Raw genomic sequence first — 14,145 nt, forward strand, 5'->3', positions numbered from 1 at the left:
CGGACCCGATCGCGCCTGTTCGAAACGGAGAGACGCCATGAGCGCTGTGACATATACCATTACTTTGCAGAATTGCGCCTTCTTTGCCCGGCACGGCGTCCATGATGAGGAGGAATTCCTTGGCCAGCGCTTCTTCGTCGATGCCGAACTCGATGTCGAAGCCGGCGATGCGCTGGAGCGTGATTCGATCGACGACACCGTCAATTACGGCATCGCATTCAGCGTCATCGAGGAAATCGTGACCGGGCGCCGACGCTATCTGATCGAGGCGCTGGCGCTTGATGTGGCGAAGGAACTATGCCGTCGTTTTCCGGGTATCCGCCGCGCCAAAATCACGGTACGCAAGCCCAATGCCCCGGTTCCGGGCGTTCTCGATTATGTGCAGGTGAGCATTGAGCATTTTGCCTGAAGGTGTAGCCGTGCGGACGACGCTCGGTTTGGGTGGCAATCTGGACAACCCGGTCCGCGCCATGGCGCTCGCCTTGCGTACTCTGGATGCCCGTGCCGATTGTCAGGTGATTTCGGTGTCGCGGCTTTATCGCACGCCGCCCTGGGGCAAGACGGACCAATCCTTCTTCTACAATTCCTGTGCTGCGGTCGACACGACCCTCACGCCGGAAGCTTTGCTGGACGTGTGCCTCGACATAGAGCGGCAGATGAAGCGGGTGCGGATCGAGCGCTGGGGTCCGCGAACGATCGATATTGATGTGCTGACCTATGGAGATCTGGAACAGGCCGAGCCGCTGCTCACCATTCCGCATCCGCGAATGGTCGAGCGTGGTTTCGTGCTGATGCCGCTTGCCGATTTCGCCGCGGATCTCGTGGTAAAGGGGAGGGCAATCGCCGATTGGCTGCGGGATGTTGATGTCGAAGGTATCGAGGTCGCGGACGAAAACCGTGACTGGTGGCGAACGGCCTGAGCTGGACCATATGACTATAAAGAGAAAAGCCGGCAAAATTGCTGGCCTTTCTCTTTGTGAGTTGCTGTCGGACGCTTACTGGATCGATCCAACCGCCATCTGGTCAACGTCGGCGCGCTTCAGCGTGACGCCGATGACTGGCACCATCTGTTCGCCGACCTTCACCGAAATGGTGACGTTCATCGACTTGCTGTCCGGAATGCGGGCGATCATGGCACCGTTCAGCTTCTGACGGTTCAGTCCAAGAACGACCGTATTGTCGTTGACTGTGCCGGAGGTGACATCGAGGCCCTTGCCGGCCGCACCATCCAGGAATTTTCCGCTATAGGAGCCACCGCTCTGCGTGATTTCGGCCGACATCGGCTGCTGGAAGACGCCGACGCGGCAGGTGCCGTCGAGCTTGACGCCGGCGCTGCTGCCATCGGATGGCTTGCCCGTGAGATTGCAGGTGAACTTCGTGCCTTTGTACTTGCCGGCAACGATCTCGCCGGGGCCGCTCCATGTGCCCGAGATCGACTGGAAGAACGCCTTGTCGCGGGGAGCCGCTTCGGCTGATTGCGTCCAGGCGCCGGTGGAGATGGCTGCGGCGGCAAGGCTGCTTACAAGAAGAAATCGACGCGAAAACATGGACATTCCCTAGCGAGGCGAAACCGTGAAACTGGTTGTCACTTTTGCCCGAGAATGGTTAATGCTTGGTTTCCGAAGGTGCTGAAGTCCCTAATTTGCAGGTCATCACGCCGGGTTGCGGCCGGTGACATTCGGCGTGAGGTCGCCGGCGAAATCGGTAATGCCCGGACGTTTGAGCGCCTTGAAGGGGAGCGGTCGGCAAAGGTCCATGGCGGCGATGCCGATTCTCGCGGTCATCATGCCATTGACGACGCCCTCGCCGAGGCGTGCGGAGAGTTTCGACGCCAAGCCATGACCGATCAACTGCTGGACAATGCTGTCGCCGACTGCGATGGAGCCGGTGACGGCGAGATGAGCGATCACATCGCGCATCAATCTGACCATGCCGAGCGTGCCGGGTCTGCCGCCATAGAGTTCGGCCATGGCGCGGACCAGTTTGGCCGCTTCATAGAGAACGTAGAGAATATCGACGAGGGCGCGGGGACTGACGGCTGTTACGACGGACACGCGTTTCGACGCGCCAAGAATCAGCGCCCGGGCGCGGCGGTCGAGTGGGCCGAGCAGCTCGCGTTCGGCAAGATCAATGAGCTGAGGCGCATCGATGATGTCGTCTTCTGCCGCCTTCAGGGTTGCGCGGCCTCTCGCCGTGTCTGGATTGGATTCGAGTAGAGTGCAGAGTCGCTTGACCAATGCTTTGGCGCGCGCCGGTCGGGTTTCGACGATGGCAGCTTCCGCCTCCGCCTTGATGGTCTGCACGGCGGCGAGCCGCATCATTCCTGCGGTCTCGCGGATGACTATGGCAAGGACGGCCAGAATGCCGATGGCGACGACCGCAAGGGCGGTATAGCCAAGCCAGTCGGCCCGGCTGAACAGGTCGCGGATGAGCTGATCCGTCCAGAGGCCGAAGGCGAGGGACACCAGAATGCCGAGCGCACCGAGCGCCACCTTGCCGAAGGAGAATCTCTTGCGGCGGGGCTTGGCGATGGCAGTTGCATCCGAATCGGCGCCGAGGGCCGGATTGATGAACGGATCTTCCGCGTCGGGCGTCAGCACGATGTCGGTATCGAAGCTTTGCGGCTTGCGAACCGTTGGTGGTGTCGCTTCTGTTCTGGAGGTTTCAGGTTCCACTGTGAAAGCGCTGGGACGACGATTGCCGTTCGGCTCGTTTTCGGTCGATTTCGTCATGCGAGACGGTCTCCGAACAGGAACTGCATGGCGCGGTCGAGGCGGATATGCGGCACCGAAAGCTTGATGCCTTCACCGGTTTCGTCGAGCTCCGGCGGGCGAAACCGGACAACGTTCACCTCGGGCAGATGGACCTTCGCCCCATCCGATTCAAGGGCTTGGAACAGCCAGCGCGGGTTTTCCGGCAGATCGCCAGGGAAGATCGCCATCTTGCGATTGCCGTCGAAAGCCTCGCCAGCGATAGTTTCCTTGTCCATCGGCGTGCCGACGATGACGGGAAGCGTCTGGCCGTCGCGGGTCACGGTTGCCTCGCGGGTTGCGCGCACCGAGGCTATGGCCATGACCTCTATGCCGGCACCCGCCATGCCGATGCGCTCGATCGCACGCTCGACGAGCCGGCGAGTGAGAGCCTCCAGGCGGTCGTGGCTTTCATGATGGAGGTGGTCGGCTTTGGTCGCGGCCACTAGCACACGGTCAATCCGACGGCCGAGCAGCGAGGAAATGAGCGAATTCGTGCCGGGTCGGAAGCAGGCCAGTACGTCCGTCAGCGCCCGTTCCAGATCCTGCACGGCTTCCGGGCCGCGATTGATGGCCTGCAGGGCATCGACAAGGACGATCTGCCGGTCGAGGCGTGCGAAATGTTCGCGAAAGAAGGGTTTGACGACAACGGACTTATAAGCCTCGTAGCGGCGTTCCATCATCGCCCAGAGTGAGCCCTTCGGCGCGCTACCTTCGGGGGGCAGTTTCAGCGGCGCGAAGGTGAGGGCCGGCGAGCCGTCAAGATCGCCAGGCAGCAGGAAACGGCCGGGCGGCAATGTCGAGAGTGAGCGCTCATCGGATTTGCAGGCTTTGAGATAGTCCGCAAAGGCGGTGGCGAGGTCGCGTGCTTTCATTTCATCCGCCGATGCTGCGATGTCTGCCGCCTCCGTCATGGCAAGCCAATGACGTGAAAGCTCGGCGCGAATGCCGGTGTTTGCCAGAGCCAGCGTTTCCTCGCTGAAGGTACGGAAATCCTTGGCGAGCAGCGGCAGGTCGAGCAACCATTCGCCGGGATAGTCGACAATATCGATGGAGAGGCGGCCGGGGGAGAACAGGCGGTTCCAGCCGCTGGCGCTTTGATAATCCAGCGTGATACGCAGCTCGGAGATGGCACGCGTCGAATCCGGCCAGATGCGGTCTTTGACCAGGGCACGGATGTGGTCCTCGTATTGAAAGCGCGGCACGGCATCGTCCGGCTGCGGCTCGAGGCGGACGGCGGAGACGCGACCGGATTGCACCGGCTCGAACAGCGGCAGACGTCCGCCATTCAGGAGATTATGCACCAATGAGGAGATGAAAACGGTCTTGCCCGAACGGGAGAGGCCTGTAACACCCAGACGGATCGTCGGATTGACGAGGCCGGCGGCGCGATCGGCCAGATTGTCAAAGGCAATGAGGGCGTCGTCAGTAAAAGAGGTCAGGCTTGGGGGCAAGGCGGGATCCCTGGATGACAGCGTGGCCGTGAATATAGGGATCGAAACTCGCGCCGAAAAGGTGAGCAGATATGGCTCTGCAATCACTCGCGAGCGGGATTGCGGCTCATATTGGTAAGTCCCTACTCGGTGACAAAATCCGTCAGAGTCCAGCCTGACGATGTCGCATCGATTACAGCAAGGCCGGCTGTCGGAAAACCACGTGGGAGGGCATCGGCGAAGGCCTCATGTCCGATCAGCGCGGCGAGCGTCAGCTCGATGATCGGATTGTGCGCGACCAGCATGACGGACTCCTGGTCGGTCTGCGCCGAGATGAGCGACAGATAAATATCCGGCGTGCCGTTATAGAGCGCATCGACAAAGCGGAATTCCGTTGAGGGCGTGACGGCGCGGCGCATGGCGGCGGCCGTCTGACGACAGCGCAAGGCAGTGGAGGAAATGACGAGGTCCGGCTTATAGCCTTTGCCGACCGCTTTCTCCGCGACGATCTCGGCCGCCGCATAGCCATTGTCGCTCAAAGGGCGATCGAAATCCTTCTGTCCGGGCGTAGCCTGCCGGGCCTCGGCATGGCGTAGAAGATAGATCCTGGACGGCGGCGGCGAAATTCTGGTCATGGCGAAATTCCAGGGCTCGATTCCCCCCAATGAGGTAGCGTCTGTTCGCATGCGCCGTCAACTGCGAGGCGATCCGCGAGAGGGCGAAATGCCTCGTCTTCACGGGAAGGTTACGAGCGCGGAGAATCGGGGCTGGCGAGAAGAAGTGATGAAAAAATAGACCCTTAGCCGAATTTTATGACAAATTTAAAAATCAGTTGACAGCATCTATTTGGCTTGAATCGGTACTATTGGTTGGGATATACACCCCAGCCATATGAGATGTTCTTCAGGAGAATCGCGTTGAGTGAGAAGATCGATCTTAGCAACTATGTGCCCTCGGAAGACGAGGAGTTCATGAATCTGAACCAGCGAGCTTATTTTCGAGCGAAGCTGATAGCATGGAAAAACGACATCCTTAGAGAAGCGCGCGAAACCCTGGATCATCTAGCAGAAGAAAGCGCAAATCATCCCGATCTTGCTGATCGGGCTTCCTCGGAAACCGACAGGGCCATCGAACTTCGGGCTCGCGACCGCCAGCGCAAACTCATTTCCAAGATCGATGCCGCCTTGCAGCGTATTGAAGATGGCACTTACGGCTATTGCGAAGAAACCGGCGAGCCGATCGGCTTGAAGCGTCTGGACGCTCGTCCCATTGCCACCTTGTCGATCGAAGCACAGGAACGCCACGAGCGCCGCGAAAAGGTTTACCGCGACGAGTGAATGGCGCTTCGGTTTTAACGGGGCTTATAGAACAAAGGCACGACGGGGATATCCGTCGTGCCTTTTTCCATTCCGGCGGTTGAGAGGACGCGGCCTATTTGTCGCGGCTGACGCTCATTTCCCCGAAGATGCGAGCGACTTCTTTCTGAAGGGCGCTGTCGGCTCCGGTCAGCGGTGCAAGTTCGGGTTCGACGCGTTTTGCGGGGCTTGAGACGGGGGATGGCGCGGCATTTGGCTGCTGCTGCACCTGCCGTGGTGCCGGCGCGTTCGGAATGATCCGTTCGGCGGTCAAGTTCTTCGACATTTCCGCTTCGAGGATGCGCTGGAAATCGTTGCCGGGCTCGGCAGCAGGCGTCGGCGCCGATGCGACGGTGGGTTCGACTGCCGCCTGGCGCGCGGGAGCAGGCTGCTGCTGCGGCAGGACAACGTGGCGAGCGGCATCCAGTATGTCGGCTGCCTCAGCCTCGCTGATTGCCGGAGCGGGTTGTTGGGCGGGTTGCGGCGGCTTGACATGGGCGGCTTGTGGGTGCTCGGCAACCTGCGGCACTGAAGCGGGTTCCGTTGCAGGCGCAAGGCGGGGTTCGTTGCGCAAATAGGCTTCGATCTTGTCTTCGGCGGATTGCTGGCGCTGCGGAAGCGCTGCGGGAGGAGCTTCCACCGCAGTCGCCTTCTGCAGCTGCGACTGCCTCTCTTCAAATGCCATGGGAATCTCGACCGGCGTCGCGGTGGTTCCAGCCCGGGTGGCATCGGAAATGCCCGATTCGATGACGATGTCCGTTGGGCCGCCGATCATGATCAGATGTTCGATCCCATCGCGTCGCACGAGCACGAGACGGCGGCGGGCATCGACGGCGGCGGCATCCAGCACCTGCAGGCGAGGCTGACGGTTCTTGCCGCCGCGCACGAAGGGAGAAGGCGCTCGGTTGCGCATGATCCACAGAATGCCAATGAGTACGAGCAGGGCAATGCCAACTCCACCGGCTGCGAGAAAGAAGCGGCTGCCATAGGCTCCGGCGATATCGTCCAACATATCGAGATACTCCGTAATTGTCCCCGATGTCGCGGTTTACAGCGCAGCGCGCCAGATGTGACGCGCAAAGGTCGCTGTAGTACTTTAAATCCACTGCATAATTTTACCCTTAAATCGAATCCTATTTAAGGAATTATGCAGTAGGCGCAACTGTTGCGGGTAATGCTTTGACCGTGACCCTTCTATATCGCGATCATATGAACAGGATTGCGCCGGAGACAAGATGCGATTGCAGGCTGTTGTATTCTATTGCTTGTGAATTCAAGTCTTTCTGGTCCGGCAAAGCTTTTTGCGGATGACGCAAATTGATAAAGAAGATTCGAAAGGTCCGGCTCCGGCGACCCCAAGGTGTATGACATGTCGCGAGGAGAACGGCCGGTACGAGGGGTTTATGACGAAGCAGCGTCCGTCCGACGAGTATAGCGTGCCGCTGGTGGATCGCGGAGTTCGTTCTGGAACCGTGCTGCGCATCATCCTGCTCGCGCTCGTTCTCGTGGCCGCCGCGGCGGCCTTTGTCGTCTTCAAGAACCAGCTCGACAATGAAGCGGTTCTCGGCGGTCTCGGCATTCTTGCCATGGTCGGCATCTTCTTCCTGGTCTCTTCGATCATCGGTTTCGTCGAGGTCATGCCGCAGCCGCAGTCCGACAGTCTGGCGCGGTCCTTCCTCAACAGCCATCCCGACGGAACGCTGATTACGGACGAGAAGGGGCGCATCGTTTATGCGAATGCCGCGTACGGCCGCCTGACCGGTGCGACGAAGGCGACGGAAGTGCAGTCGCTGGAGATGCTCCTGTCGCGAAATCGCGAATCCAACGAGGCTCTCTATCGTCTTGCCAATGGCCTGCGCGATGGCAATGAGGGATCGGAAGAGTTTCGCCTGCTGAAGCCGCTCGGCCCGGTTGACGGAAGCGGCAATAGTGCACATTGGTACCGGCTGAAAGCGCGGGTGCTGCCGCCGGAGCAGGGCAGCAGCAAGGTACTGCATATCTGGCAGGTCACCGACATCACTTCCGAGCGTGACGATCAGGAACGTTTCTTCAAGGAATTGCAGAACGCGATCGATTATCTCGACCACGCGCCAGCCGGCTTTTTTTCCGCCGGACGCAAGGGTGAGATCTTCTATCTAAACGCGACGCTTGCCGAATGGCTGGGCTTCGACCTGACGAAGTTCGTGCCGGGCTCGATGACGATTGGCGATCTGGTGGCCGGCGAGGGCCTAGCGCTCATTCAGTCCGTTCAAGCCGAGCCGGGCTTGAAGAAGACGGTGACGCTCGATCTGGATCTGCGCCGTTCCAATGGTCAGAGCCTGCCCGTGCAGATCGTCCACAGCGTAACCTCAATGCGCGATGGCGCTCCGGGCGAGAGCCGTACCATCGTCCTGACCCGCCAGAACGGTGGGGATACCGAGCAATCGGCCTCCGCCGCCGCGATGCGTTTCAGCCGCTTCTTCAACAATACGCCGATGGCGATCGCGTCCGTCGATGGCAATGGCCGTATTCTTAGGACGAATGCGCCTTTCCTGAAGCTCTTCTCGGATCTCGTCTCGCGCGATGATATCGAGCGCGGTGCCGCCCTTGAGAGCGTCGTCAACGAAAGTGATCGGCCGCAGCTGCAGCAGGCGCTGGCGGCCGCCAAAGACCGGCAGGGCGATATTCCGCCGATCGACTCCCGCAATCCGAAAGACGAAACGCGGCATTTCCGCTTTTACGTCAATGCCGTCATCGACCAGACCGACGAGGCGCCGGAAGAGGCTGCCATCGTCTATGCGGTCGAGGTGACCGAGCAGAAGGCGCTCGAAACACAGATGGCGCAGACGCAAAAGCTCAATGCCGTCGGCACGCTCGCAGGCGGCATCGCGCATGACTTCAACAACGTTCTAACGGCGATCCTGCTTTCATCAGACCATCTGCTGCTTCAGGCGCGGCCCTCCGATGCCAGCTTTGCGGATCTGATGGAAATCAAGCGCAATGCCAATCGCGCGGCCGTGCTGGTTCGGCAGTTGCTCGCCTTCTCGCGCAAGCAGACGATGCGGCCAACGGTTCTCAATCTGACCGATGTGATCGGCGATCTCCGCATGCTAGTGGACCGGCTGCTGTCCGGTACGCATGTGAAGCTCGACGTGGATTACGGCCGCGATCTCTGGCCCGTCAAAACCGACCTGTCGCAGTTCGAACAGGTGCTCATCAATTTGTGCGTCAATGCCCGCGATGCCATGCCGGGCGGCGGGACGCTGACGCTGCGCACCCGCAATCTGCTTGCGGCCGATGTCAGCGCCTTCAACTATCCCTATCTTCCGCATGAGGACATGGTGCTCGTCGAGGTCAGCGATACCGGCACCGGCATCGCGCCCGAAATCATGGACAAGATCTTCGAGCCCTTCTTCACGACCAAGGAAGTCGGCAAGGGCACCGGCCTCGGCCTTGCGATGGTCTATGGCATCATCAAGCAGTCCGGCGGCTATATCCAGCCGGAATCGGAAGTGGGCAAGGGAACGACCTTCCGCATCTTCCTGCCGCGACACATCGTCGAAATGCCCGCGGTGACCGAGACGAAAGTGTCGGAAAGCCGCGATGTCGCGGCCATGGACCAGAGTGTCGGTATAGCCACCTCTGCAGAAGAACCGGCCGATCTCACCGGCAAGTCCGCTGTCGTGCTACTTGTCGAAGACGAGGAGGCGGTGCGTCGCGGCGGCAAGCGTATGCTCGAGACGCGCGGCTATACCGTCCACGAGGCCGGGTCCGGCGTCGAGGCACTGGATATCATGGACGAGCTCGACGGTCAGGTCGATGTCGTCGTCTCCGATGTCGTCATGCCCGAGATGGACGGGCCTTCGCTGCTGCGCGAACTGCGCAAGAAATATCCGGATCTGAAGTTCATCTTCGTTTCGGGCTATGCCGAGGATGCTTTCGCGCGCAATCTGCCGGCGGATGCGCAATTCGGCTTCCTGCCGAAGCCGTTCTCGCTGAAGCAGCTTGCCGTCGTCGTGCGCGAGACGCTGGACAAGAACTAACTGAGGGGCGTTCGCGCCTCTCCATGTTGCCGATTGCGGCGCAACGGTGTAATCAACCGCCCATGATCGACCTTGCCAAGCCCATTTGCCAAATGTGGTGGCGCTCCTTCTAGGAGCGGCAGTCGTCATGTCTTGAAATCGACCCTGCCGCCGTGATCCGGCAGGCATGGTCCATTCCGTTTTTCCTTCCCGATTGCGGCGGCTCCTTTTACGGAGCAACGAAATGCAATCTCTTATCAATACCCGTCTCGTCATTCTGACAGGCGACCGGACCACCGGTCCACTCCATCTCGGCCACTACGTCGGCTCGCTGAAAAGCCGCGTTGCGCTTCAGCATAGTCACGAGCAATTCCTGCTCCTGGCGGATACCCAGGCGCTGACCGACAATGCCCATGATCCCGAAAAGGTCCGGCGCAACGTTCTTGAGGTCGCCACCGATTATCTTGCCGTCGGCATCGATCCGGCGCTGACGACGATCTGCGTGCAATCCGCCTTGCCGGCGCTGGCGGAGCTGACACTGCTCTATCTGAATTTCGTCACGGTCAGCCGCCTGGAGAGAAATCCGACGATCAAGACGGAGATCCAGCTGCGCGGTTTCGAACGCGATGTGCCGGCCGGCTTTCTCTGCTATCCGGTCGCCCAAGCCGCCGATATCACGGCCTTCAAGGCGACCGTCGTTCCCGTCGGCGAAGATCAGGCACCGTTGATCGAGCAGACCAACGAGATCGTTCGCCGTCTCAATCGGCAGATCGGGCGAGACATTCTCGTCGAAGCTGCAGCCATGGTGCCAAAAGTCGGGCGCCTTCCGGGTGTCGACGGCAGGGCGAAGATGAGCAAATCGCAGGGCAATGCGATCCCGCTCTCGGCATCGCCTGACGAGATCAGGAATGCGGTGCGACGCATGTACACCGATCCGGATCACCTGCGCGTCAACGATCCCGGCAAGATCGAGGGAAATGTCGTCTTCACCTATCTCGATGCCTTCTGCGAGGATCGGCAACTGGTCGAGGAGCTGAAGGTGCATTATCGCCGCGGCGGGCTTGGCGACATCACCTTGAAGGGACATCTTGAGGACGTCCTTCAGGCGTTGCTTGCGCCGATCCGCGAACGGCGCGCGCGTTTTGCCGCCGAGCCGGGCTATGTCCTTGATATAGTGCGCGAGGGTACGCGAAAGGCGAGGGAGCGGACGGAGGCGACGCTTGCCGAATTGCGCGACACCTTGGGCTTGTTCACGCTCACCTGAAACAAGGGGCCGGGCGATCTTCTGACGCGCCCGGCCGCTCTCGTAGCTGCTGTCTGATTATTCCGCGAGCGCGACGGCGATCTCGGCGGCCAGGCGCGCATTGTTTTCGACAAGCGCGATGTTGGTCTTGAGGCTGCGGCCTTCGGTAATGTCGAAGATCGTGCTCAGCAGATAGGGCGTAACCGCCTTGCCGCTGATCTCGTCCCGTTCCGCGCTGTCGAGTGCGCGCTCGATGTAGATTTCCATCTCCTCACGCGGGATCTCGTCGGCTTCCGGAACCGGGTTGGCGATCAGCATGCCGCCGTCGATACCGAGCTGTTCGCGCGTCGTCTGGAAGTTGGCGATCGCAGCAGGGCTGTTCAGCGTCAGCGGGCTCGTCAGACCGGAGGAGCGCGACCAGAAGGCCGGGAATTCGGTGCTGTCGTAGGTCACGACCGGGACACCGCGAGTTTCGAGCACTTCAAGCGTCTTCGGAATATCGAGGATCGCCTTGGCGCCGGCGCAAACGACGATGACGCCGGTGCGGGAAAGCTCTTCAAGATCGGCCGAAATATCGAAGCTCTCTTCGGCGCCGCGATGCACGCCGCCGATGCCGCCGGTGGCGAAAACCTTGATGCCGGCGCGGGCGGCGGCAATCATCGTGGCGGCGACCGTGGTCGCGCCCGTGCGGCGCTCGGCGATCGCAAAGGCGATGTCGGCGCGCGAAACCTTCATCGCACCTTCCGTCTTAGCGAGGGCTTCCAGCTCTTCCGGCTCAAGACCGATATGCAGCGTACCGTGAATGACGGCGATAGTCGCCGGAACAGCGCCCTCCTGCCGGATGATCGCCTCAACGCTGCGGGCCATCTCGATATTGCCCGGATAGGGCATGCCGTGGGTGATGATCGTCGATTCCAGGGCAACGATCGGCGCACCGCGCAGCTTGGCGGCAGCGACTTCCTTCGAATAGGAGATCGGAAGCAGGGGCGAGATAGGCTGGGTCATTGTCGTTTCCAATTCACTGAAACAGTATACGCGTCTTGAGCAGGCTTCATGACAGAATTTCGGCCTCGGGAACAAGGGCCAAAGCCGCCTTTAGCAGCTCTGGAGAGAGATTTTCTGCCGTCGCATAGGGGGACTGGACGGTGATTGCTGCCGCCGCTGCCCCATGACGGACGGCTTCAGCGAGATCGTGGCCGGCCAGCAGCGCCGAAAGAACGCCGGAAGCAAGCGAGTCTCCCGCGCCGGTGACATCGGCCACATCTTCGACCACAGGCGGCTGCAGGCTGACGATGGCATCACGCGAGAATGCGATCAGGGGGCGTTTCCCGCGGGTGACCACGCCATTGCGCAGGCCGAGCGCACGCAAAGCATTTACCCATTCGCGCGGATCCTCCGGGCGGATTTCGGTCAGCGCCGCGGCTTCGGCCTCGTTGAGGAACAGGTGATCGATGCCGGCAAGGCTCGGTTTCAGCCGCACGACTTTGGCCGGCGAGATGGCGATAGCAGCGACCGGCTTGCCGCAAAAGACGGCCCTTGCCGCAATTGCGCCTAAGGTTTCGGCTGGCAGATTGGCATCGCAGAGAATAAGGTCGGTTTCTTCGAAGGCGTCTCGAACGGCGCGAATCGCCAGGCGTCTTGGCACGAAGAGCTTGTAGAGCTCCATGTCGGCAAGCGCGATGACGAGATTGCCATCATTCTCAAGGATCGCCGTATAGCTAGGCGTCTTGCGATCGAGGAAGACGAAGGGCTTGTCATCGATGCCGGCATGGCTTGCGGCTTCCGCCACCATTTCGCCGGAGGGATCGCCGCCGCGCGGCGAGATCAGCTTTACGTCGAAGCCGAGGCGAGCGAGGTTTCGAGCCGCATTGAAGCCGCCGCCGCCGGGCTCCTCGAACCATGCGCCGGGATTGCTGGCGCCGGGTGCCGTCTCGCCGAAAATGCGGCCGCGCCGGTCGATATGGGCGCCGCCGAGAACGAGAATCTTTTTCGCCATAGGGTTATCCTCAGCAGTCGAAAAGGCGAATCGAGCGAGTCGCAAACATCTCGCAATTCACCGTTTCTGGCATGTAAGTGCCTGGGAAGAAAGAAGAAAACAAAAATAGAACGAAATTCATTTTACCTTTTTCTTTCAATCGCTTGTTGTGCCCTTGCGATACGAGAACAAATCGAGTACACAATTCTCATCAGCGGCGACATTGCTAGAGCGGCTTCAATAACCTAAAGGTGGATCGAATGTCTCAGAATTCTTTGCGGCTTGTAGAGGACAAATCGGTGGATAAAAGCAAGGCACTTGAAGCGGCACTCTCTCAAATTGAGCGGTCGTTCGGCAAGGGCTCGATCATGAAGCTCGGTTCTAACGAGAACGTGGTCGAAATCGAAACGGTTTCCACCGGCTCTCTGAGCCTCGATATCGCTCTCGGCATTGGCGGCTTGCCGAAGGGGCGCATCATCGAAATCTACGGGCCGGAAAGCTCGGGTAAGACGACGCTGGCGCTGCAGACCATCGCAGAGGCCCAGAAGAAGGGCGGCATTTGCGCCTTTGTGGACGCGGAACATGCGCTCGATCCGGTCTATGCCCGCAAGCTCGGCGTCGACCTGCAGAACCTGCTGATCTCGCAGCCCGATACCGGCGAACAGGCGCTCGAAATCACCGATACGCTGGTGCGCTCCGGGGCCATCGACGTTCTCGTCGTCGACTCCGTTGCGGCCCTGACGCCGCGCGCCGAAATCGAAGGCGAGATGGGCGACAGCCTGCCGGGCCTGCAGGCCCGTCTGATGAGCCAGGCGCTGCGCAAGCTCACGGCTTCGATCTCCAAGTCCAACTGCATGGTGATCTTCATCAACCAGATCCGTATGAAGATCGGCGTCATGTTCGGCTCGCCGGAAACGACGACGGGCGGCAACGCGCTGAAGTTCTACGCCTCGGTTCGCCTCGATATTCGCCGTATCGGTGCCGTCAAGGAGCGCGAAGAAGTGATCGGCAACCAGACCCGCGTCAAGGTCGTCAAGAACAAGATGGCGCCTCCCTTCAAGCAAGTCGAGTTCGACATCATGTATGGTGAAGGCGTTTCCAAGACCGGTGAATTGGTCGATCTCGGCGTCAAGGCCGGTATCGTCGAAAAGTCTGGTGCCTGGTTCTCCTATAATAGCCAACGCCTCGGCCAGGGCCGCGAAAACGCGAAGCTCTTCCTGCGCGACAATCCGGATCTTGCCCGCGAAATCGAATTGTCGCTGCGCCAGAATGCCGGTCTCATCGCCGACCGCTTCCTGCAGAATGGCGGTCCCGATGCCGATGATGGCGACGCCTCCGGGGAATAAGGATTTTCGGGAGCACTTCCCGACCAGAGACCGAGATTAAGA

The 14,145-nt window shown here is 60.3% G+C and carries 13 protein-coding genes; 6 read left to right on the forward strand and 7 right to left on the reverse strand.

Features of this window, described 5'->3' with window-relative positions; all coding sequences use genetic code 11:
* The first annotated feature begins 37 nt into the window (after positions 1 to 37).
* Positions 38 to 409 (forward strand): dihydroneopterin aldolase, encoded by a 372-nt coding sequence (folB, locus tag FBZ97_RS06090; protein ID WP_069613040.1) that lies wholly within the window; start codon positions 38 to 40, stop codon positions 407 to 409.
* The gene (gene folK / locus FBZ97_RS06095; RefSeq protein WP_281406118.1) at positions 402 to 920 is read left to right on the forward strand and encodes a 2-amino-4-hydroxy-6-hydroxymethyldihydropteridine diphosphokinase; all 519 of its coding nucleotides are present in this window, start codon (positions 402 to 404) and stop codon (positions 918 to 920) included. Before folB ends, folK begins: the two co-directional genes overlap by 8 nt.
* A gap of 75 nt (positions 921 to 995) precedes the next feature.
* On the opposite strand, the gene FBZ97_RS06100 is transcribed toward folK, so the two are convergent.
* The 4 genes from FBZ97_RS06100 to FBZ97_RS06115 form a co-directional block, all read right to left on the reverse strand.
* On the reverse strand, positions 996 to 1,547 hold the full coding sequence (locus FBZ97_RS06100) for a hypothetical protein (RefSeq protein ID WP_113355475.1): 552 nt from the start codon (positions 1,545 to 1,547) through the stop codon (positions 996 to 998).
* 105 nt (positions 1,548 to 1,652) lie between these two features.
* Positions 1,653 to 2,732 (reverse strand): TIGR01620 family protein, encoded by a 1,080-nt coding sequence (locus FBZ97_RS06105; protein ID WP_113355480.1) that lies wholly within the window; start codon positions 2,730 to 2,732, stop codon positions 1,653 to 1,655.
* The gene (locus tag FBZ97_RS06110; protein WP_145317194.1) at positions 2,729 to 4,204 is read right to left on the reverse strand and encodes a YcjX family protein; all 1,476 of its coding nucleotides are present in this window, start codon (positions 4,202 to 4,204) and stop codon (positions 2,729 to 2,731) included. Before FBZ97_RS06110 ends, FBZ97_RS06105 begins: the two co-directional genes overlap by 4 nt.
* A gap of 122 nt (positions 4,205 to 4,326) precedes the next feature.
* Positions 4,327 to 4,818: a histidine phosphatase family protein gene (locus tag FBZ97_RS06115; RefSeq protein WP_069613203.1), complete on the reverse strand. Its 492-nt coding sequence runs from the start codon at positions 4,816 to 4,818 to the stop codon at positions 4,327 to 4,329.
* Positions 4,819 to 5,100: 282 nt separating this feature from the next.
* Between FBZ97_RS06115 and dksA the strand changes: the two genes are divergently transcribed.
* Positions 5,101 to 5,520, forward strand: coding sequence for an RNA polymerase-binding protein DksA (gene dksA / locus FBZ97_RS06120; protein ID WP_004109001.1), 420 nt, complete (start codon positions 5,101 to 5,103; stop codon positions 5,518 to 5,520).
* Positions 5,521 to 5,614: 94 nt separating this feature from the next.
* Here the strand turns inward: dksA and FBZ97_RS06125 are convergent, their stop codons facing one another.
* Positions 5,615 to 6,550, reverse strand: a complete 936-nt coding sequence (locus tag FBZ97_RS06125; protein ID WP_145317196.1) for a flagellar biosynthetic protein FliO — start codon at positions 6,548 to 6,550, stop codon at positions 5,615 to 5,617.
* A 391-nt stretch (positions 6,551 to 6,941) separates the two neighbouring features.
* On the opposite strand from FBZ97_RS06125, the gene FBZ97_RS06130 reads away from it, so the two are divergent.
* Together FBZ97_RS06130 and trpS are read left to right on the forward strand one after the other, a co-directional pair.
* Positions 6,942 to 9,560 (forward strand): PAS domain-containing sensor histidine kinase, encoded by a 2,619-nt coding sequence (locus FBZ97_RS06130; RefSeq protein ID WP_145317198.1) that lies wholly within the window; start codon positions 6,942 to 6,944, stop codon positions 9,558 to 9,560.
* A gap of 223 nt (positions 9,561 to 9,783) precedes the next feature.
* A complete protein-coding gene (gene trpS, locus FBZ97_RS06135; RefSeq protein WP_145317200.1) occupies positions 9,784 to 10,803 on the forward strand; it encodes a tryptophan--tRNA ligase in 1,020 nt (339 codons plus the stop codon).
* A 57-nt stretch (positions 10,804 to 10,860) separates the two neighbouring features.
* Here the strand turns inward: trpS and FBZ97_RS06140 are convergent, their stop codons facing one another.
* Positions 10,861 to 11,787 carry a pseudouridine-5'-phosphate glycosidase gene (locus tag FBZ97_RS06140; RefSeq protein WP_095435030.1) on the reverse strand — a complete coding sequence of 309 codons (927 nt, stop codon included), beginning with the start codon at positions 11,785 to 11,787 and terminating at the stop codon, positions 10,861 to 10,863.
* Between the two features lie 46 nt (positions 11,788 to 11,833).
* Complete coding sequence (locus FBZ97_RS06145) at positions 11,834 to 12,778, reverse strand: carbohydrate kinase family protein (protein WP_113389961.1); 945 nt, start codon at positions 12,776 to 12,778, stop codon at positions 11,834 to 11,836.
* Between the two features lie 239 nt (positions 12,779 to 13,017).
* Between FBZ97_RS06145 and recA the strand changes: the two genes are divergently transcribed.
* Entirely contained in the window at positions 13,018 to 14,103 is a 1,086-nt protein-coding gene (gene recA, locus FBZ97_RS06150; protein ID WP_095435028.1) for a recombinase RecA, read from the forward strand.
* Positions 14,104 to 14,145 lie beyond the last annotated feature (42 nt).

Origin of the sequence: Rhizobium sp. ERR 942, assembly GCF_007828395.1 — a bacterium.
In the GTDB taxonomy this organism is placed as follows: domain Bacteria; phylum Pseudomonadota; class Alphaproteobacteria; order Rhizobiales; family Rhizobiaceae; genus Rhizobium; species Rhizobium dioscoreae.

Coding starts and splice junctions, on each gene's coding strand:
- folB (WP_069613040.1), top strand. CDS start 38: ATGAGCGCTGTGACATATACCATTACTTTGCAGAATTGCGCCTTCTTT.
- FBZ97_RS06100 (WP_113355475.1), bottom strand. CDS start 1,547: ATGTTTTCGCGTCGATTTCTTCTTGTAAGCAGCCTTGCCGCCGCAGCC.
- FBZ97_RS06105 (WP_113355480.1), bottom strand. CDS start 2,732: ATGACGAAATCGACCGAAAACGAGCCGAACGGCAATCGTCGTCCCAGC.
- FBZ97_RS06115 (WP_069613203.1), bottom strand. CDS start 4,818: ATGACCAGAATTTCGCCGCCGCCGTCCAGGATCTATCTTCTACGCCAT.
- FBZ97_RS06125 (WP_145317196.1), bottom strand. CDS start 6,550: ATGTTGGACGATATCGCCGGAGCCTATGGCAGCCGCTTCTTTCTCGCA.
- FBZ97_RS06130 (WP_145317198.1), top strand. CDS start 6,942: ATGACGAAGCAGCGTCCGTCCGACGAGTATAGCGTGCCGCTGGTGGAT.
- trpS (WP_145317200.1), top strand. CDS start 9,784: ATGCAATCTCTTATCAATACCCGTCTCGTCATTCTGACAGGCGACCGG.
- FBZ97_RS06140 (WP_095435030.1), bottom strand. CDS start 11,787: ATGACCCAGCCTATCTCGCCCCTGCTTCCGATCTCCTATTCGAAGGAA.
- FBZ97_RS06145 (WP_113389961.1), bottom strand. CDS start 12,778: ATGGCGAAAAAGATTCTCGTTCTCGGCGGCGCCCATATCGACCGGCGC.
- recA (WP_095435028.1), top strand. CDS start 13,018: ATGTCTCAGAATTCTTTGCGGCTTGTAGAGGACAAATCGGTGGATAAA.